General features: G+C 73.1%; 3 protein-coding genes and 1 pseudogene. 3 read left to right on the top strand and 1 reads right to left on the bottom strand.

The features are described 5' to 3' along the window. Positions 1 to 457: 5-oxoprolinase subunit PxpA (locus G3I19_RS34785; RefSeq protein WP_343235303.1), on the bottom strand; the 457-nt coding region annotated here is incomplete at its 3' end. A 275-nt stretch (positions 458 to 732) separates the two neighbouring features. On the opposite strand from G3I19_RS34785, the gene G3I19_RS34780 reads away from it, so the two are divergent. The 3 genes and pseudogenes from G3I19_RS34780 to G3I19_RS34770 all read left to right on the top strand — a co-directional run. Further along, on the top strand, positions 733 to 2,259 hold the full coding sequence (locus G3I19_RS34780; RefSeq protein ID WP_164267685.1) for a hypothetical protein: 1,527 nt from the start codon (positions 733 to 735) through the stop codon (positions 2,257 to 2,259). 61 nt (positions 2,260 to 2,320) lie between these two features. Continuing rightward, on the top strand, positions 2,321 to 3,220 hold the full coding sequence (locus G3I19_RS34775; protein ID WP_164267684.1) for a hypothetical protein: 900 nt from the start codon (positions 2,321 to 2,323) through the stop codon (positions 3,218 to 3,220). A 91-nt stretch (positions 3,221 to 3,311) separates the two neighbouring features. Beyond that, positions 3,312 to 4,343, top strand: a pseudogene (locus tag G3I19_RS34770) (hypothetical protein); the annotation flags it as partial.

Genomic DNA, 4,343 nt, shown 5'->3' with positions numbered 1-4,343 from the left:
CGGCTGCCTCCAGCAGCCGGGAGCCGGGCAGCCCGAGCACCGGCAGCGCGCCCCCGGCCAGCCGCACGCCGGCGCCGACCGCGCCCGCCTGCTCCTCGTCGTGCACGGTGCGGTTGTAGAGGGCGCCGTGCGGCTTGACGTACGACACCCGGCTGCCCGCCGCCCGCGCGAAGAGCTCCAACGCCCCGATCTGATAAGCGACTTCGTCGGCCAGCTCGGCGGCGGGTACGTCCATCGCCCGCCGCCCGAAACCGGCCAGGTCGCGGTACGAGACCTGGGCGCCGATCCGTACCCCGCCCGCGGCGGCCAGTTCGCAGACCCGGCGCATGGTCGACGGGTCGCCCGCGTGGAAGCCGCAGGCGACATTGGCGCTGGTGACGACGGAGAGCAGCGCCTCGTCGTCGGTGAGCGTCCAGCGGCCGAACCCCTCGCCGAGGTCGGCGTTGAGATCGGCCACGGCCGGGTCGGCGGCGGTCGGTTCGACGGTAGGGCCGGTCGTGCTCATACGGCTCCCTCCGGGAGCGGGACGGGGGCGGAGGACAGGGCGTGGGCCGCACCGAAGCGGGATCCGGGCGGACCGCAGGCGGGCCGGGGGTGCGGTGGTGAAGGCGGGTCACGGCAGGGAACGGAGAGCACAGAGCCTAGCTCCCGCAGGCCGTACGGGCCCGGTGGACAGGCGCCCCATCCGCGCCGTTTCGACCCTTGTCAGTGCGAGGACCCAATCGGTCCAGCGTGCCTTCGCCTCCGCCGCCGGAATTTGTTCCGCCCCAGCTCCGCGCGGGGCCGCGGCCCGCACCGGGCCAGGCCGCCGACGAAGGGCTGGCGCGGCGGCTGCGCGCGCTCGCGTGCACGGCCCCGCTGCACGACCTGGACGTACGCAAGGCCAATCTGGCCGGCGAGTACACGGTCTACGCGATGGCCGAAGTGGCGCTCGCCGCGATCGACCTGGTCACGCTCAACATGGACTTCGACACCGGGGCCGACCACGACCAGATAGTGGCCAGACTGCTGCCGCGCGTCGCGGCCCAGGCCCCGCGCCGCCCTTCGGACGAGCACGAGCGGGTGGCCCGCTGGGTGCTGGAGAACCTGATCAATGTCGGCAGTGTGGACCGCGGTTTCCGCGCGGTCTACGGCACGTTCGGCCCCGACGGGGAGTACGTCCGCCGGGACTACGACTTCAAGCTGGTCGAGGAAGTGCCGGGGCACGGCGGCACGGTCTATCTGCGCACCACCGACGAAGCGGTCAACGTCCTGGTGGGCGCCCTCGACACGGACGTCACCAGCGCGCAGATCGCCGCCGAGGTGAAGCTGGAGGTGCTGATCAGCCGGGGCAGGCTCGCCGACGCCCAGCTCGCGGCCGAGCAGGCCCGGTACCGGACCGTGCAGTACGCCGAGACGCTGCGCAGGACCCTGGAGGCGACCCGGCGCAATGTCCGCGCGGTCGACTGGCTCAGGACCGTGCCCGACATGATCGACGAAGCCCTCGACCACGTGGCCGACCGCTACCGCCACGAGAACGCGATCCTCACCAACATCCGCAAGGCCAGGGACGAGACGGAGGAGCCCGAGCACAAGCGGCGCGCGGCCGAGCTGGTCGACATCGTCAAGGACTGCATCCGCCGCCACACCCAGCTCCAGTCCAGGCTGCTCGAAGCGGGGCCGCTCTTCCGCGCCGAGCAGGACCGGCAGGCGTTCGCCCCGCCTGCGGCGACTTCCGGACTCGATCTGTACGGACAGCTGGTCGCCCCGGTGCTGCCGCTCCCGCTGGAGCAGGCCATCCGGGTCACCGACGCGTTCTTCGCGCGGGGCACCGGCCTGCGCACACCCGTGTCCGTACGGGTCGGGGACCTGGTCGATATTCTGCTGACCCCGCCGGCCGAGCGGGAGCACCTGGGCGCCGAGATGCCCGAGCCCGACCTCATCGCCACACCGGACGACAGCCGGTTCAGCGAGGAGCAGCTGGCGTCCGCGATGGAGCTGCTCGACCTGGAGCACGACGCGCCGCGCCGGCTCTCCGGTCTGCTGGCCGATGCCCGGCTGCGCGACCGGGAGCTGCCCTATCTGGTCGCCCTGCTGGCCATCCACGCGGCCAGCCCGCCGGTCGGCACCGCGTACCGGCAGGGTGAGGAGCGCCTGCTGTTCGCCGTGGACGACGGCACCGAGCTGGACGACGACGAGTTCGGCGGCGCCGACCTGATCGTGGGGACGGCCCTCCTGGACACCGTCGGAATGGCCGCAGGCCGCACGGAGTCCGTATGAACCCCCGGCGGCCGGATCCCGGGGAGCAGCGCCGAACGACACCGACCGAGGAGCAGCAGCTGTGAGCGAGACCCACGCCGAGCACACCGCGTGGAGCGAGCCCGACCAGGCAGGCACCACCGTGCCCCCGGCCGGCCCGGCGGTGACTCCGGCCGACGCCGCCGATGCCGCGCGGCTCGTCGCCTTCGGGCTCCAGCCGAAGCTGCTGCCCGCCCGCGACGCCGAGTACGCGGAGCTGCTGCGCCGCTACCGCGAGGCGCCCGCCTTCGCCCGGCTCGCCGACGCGGTCGCCACCGGGCTCGGCCTGGTCGTCCTGGAGGTGTCGACCCGGGCGGGCATGGCGGTCGCCGCGGGAGAGGACTCCGTCTTCGCCGTACGGATGGGGGATTACGCCCGCCGCGCCGCCGCCGACTCGGCCGACCGCTTCCTGCACGGGCTGGCGCATCTCGCTGTCGCCGCCATGTCCTTCCCGCGCCCCGAAGACCTCGCCGACGACGGGTACATCGGCCGGATCACGGTCAACGGCGTCGATGCTTTCGTCCGCCAGGCATGCCGCCGCCTTGAGGAACGGGCCGACGAGCAGGGGGAGAACAGCGACCCGGCCACCGACGCCCCCGGACTCGAAGCGGCCTGGCGTATCTACGCGAGGCGCAGCTCCACCGGGGCCACCAAGGACGCCAGGCGGCTCGCCGGTTCCACCACGGGGATCGTCGCCAAGGCCGTCGCCTTCCTCACCGAGTCGGGGTTCCTGCAGCGCACCGGCGACGACGCCGGAGGCGCGTACCGCACCACCGCCCGCTACCAGCTCCAGGTGCGCGACATGGCGGGCAGCGCCGCCCTGGCCGAGCTGCTCGACCTGGGCGTCGTGCCGGTGACCGACGGATCGGCCACCCTGCTGCCGCCCTCAGGAACGGACGACCTCGAACTGACCGCGGACGCGGGACTGCCCTTCCACTCCTGAAAAGCCCCGCCCCGAACCGCCCGCCCCTGACCGCCTGTCCCTGAACCGCCCCGAGCCAGATCCCGCACCACAACGACGAGAGTCCGCCGCCATGTACGAGCTGTCCCGGGTCCGCCTCTACTCCATCGGACCTGCCGGTGCGCGCTATGCCGACACCGTGCTCGATCTGCGGGGAGTGGGCGCCCCCGTGCCCAATCCGGCCCCGGCCCAGGCGGAGTTCTTCGAGGAGGAGCCGGTCGGCCCGCCGCGCCGCCCCGCGCCCGCGGGTGTCCTCTTCCTGGAGAACGGCGGGGGCAAGTCGGTCCTGCTGAAGCTGATCTTCTCGGTGATGCTGCCCGGCCACCGCAATACGCTCGGCGGCGCCAGCTCAGGCGTGCTGCGCAAGTTCCTGCTCGCCGACGACTGCGGCCATGTCGCCCTGGAGTGGCAGCACACCCTCACCGGCGAGCTCGTCGTGGTCGGCAAGGCCAGCGAGTGGCGTGGCCGGCAGGTCTCCAACGACCCGCGGAAGTTCGCCGAGGCGTGGTATTCGTTCCGGCCGGGCCCCGGGCTGAGCCTCGACTCCCTGCCGGTCGCCGAAGCCACCACCGTACGGCCGCCGGTGGAAGGCGTGTCCGGGGCGCGGGGCAGGCGCCGCACCATGAAGGGCTTCCGCGACGCGATCACCGAGGCCGGGAAGTTCTACCCCCATCTGGACGTGTACTGGGAGGAGATCCACGACCGCTGGAACGAACACCTCGGCGATCTGGGACTCGACCCCGAACTCTTCCGCTACCAGCGGGAGATGAACGCCGACGAGGGCGAGGCGGCCGGTCTCTTCGCGGTCAAGAAGGACTCCGACTTCACCGATCTGCTGCTGCGGGCGGTCACCGACACCCGCGACACGGACGGCCTGGCCGACCTCGTCGGCAGCTTCGGCAGCAAGCTCGGCCGCCGCGCCGAACTCACCGCTGAGCGGGACTTCACCGCGGGCTCGGTCGACCTGCTCGGCCGTATCGTCGACGCCACGGCGGCGCGGTCGCGGTCCAGGGACGTCCACGCGGGCGCAGAGCGCCGTACGCGCACCCTCGCCCGCAGGCTCTCCGCCCGCGCCGCCGACGAGCGGGGCCGCGCGTCCGACCTC

It is taken from the genome of Streptomyces sp. SID10853 (assembly GCF_010548145.1).
In the GTDB taxonomy this organism is placed as follows: domain Bacteria; phylum Actinomycetota; class Actinomycetes; order Streptomycetales; family Streptomycetaceae; genus Streptomyces.
Note: the sequence above shows the minus strand (reverse complement) of the source record. Positions and strands in the feature narration are given on the sequence as shown.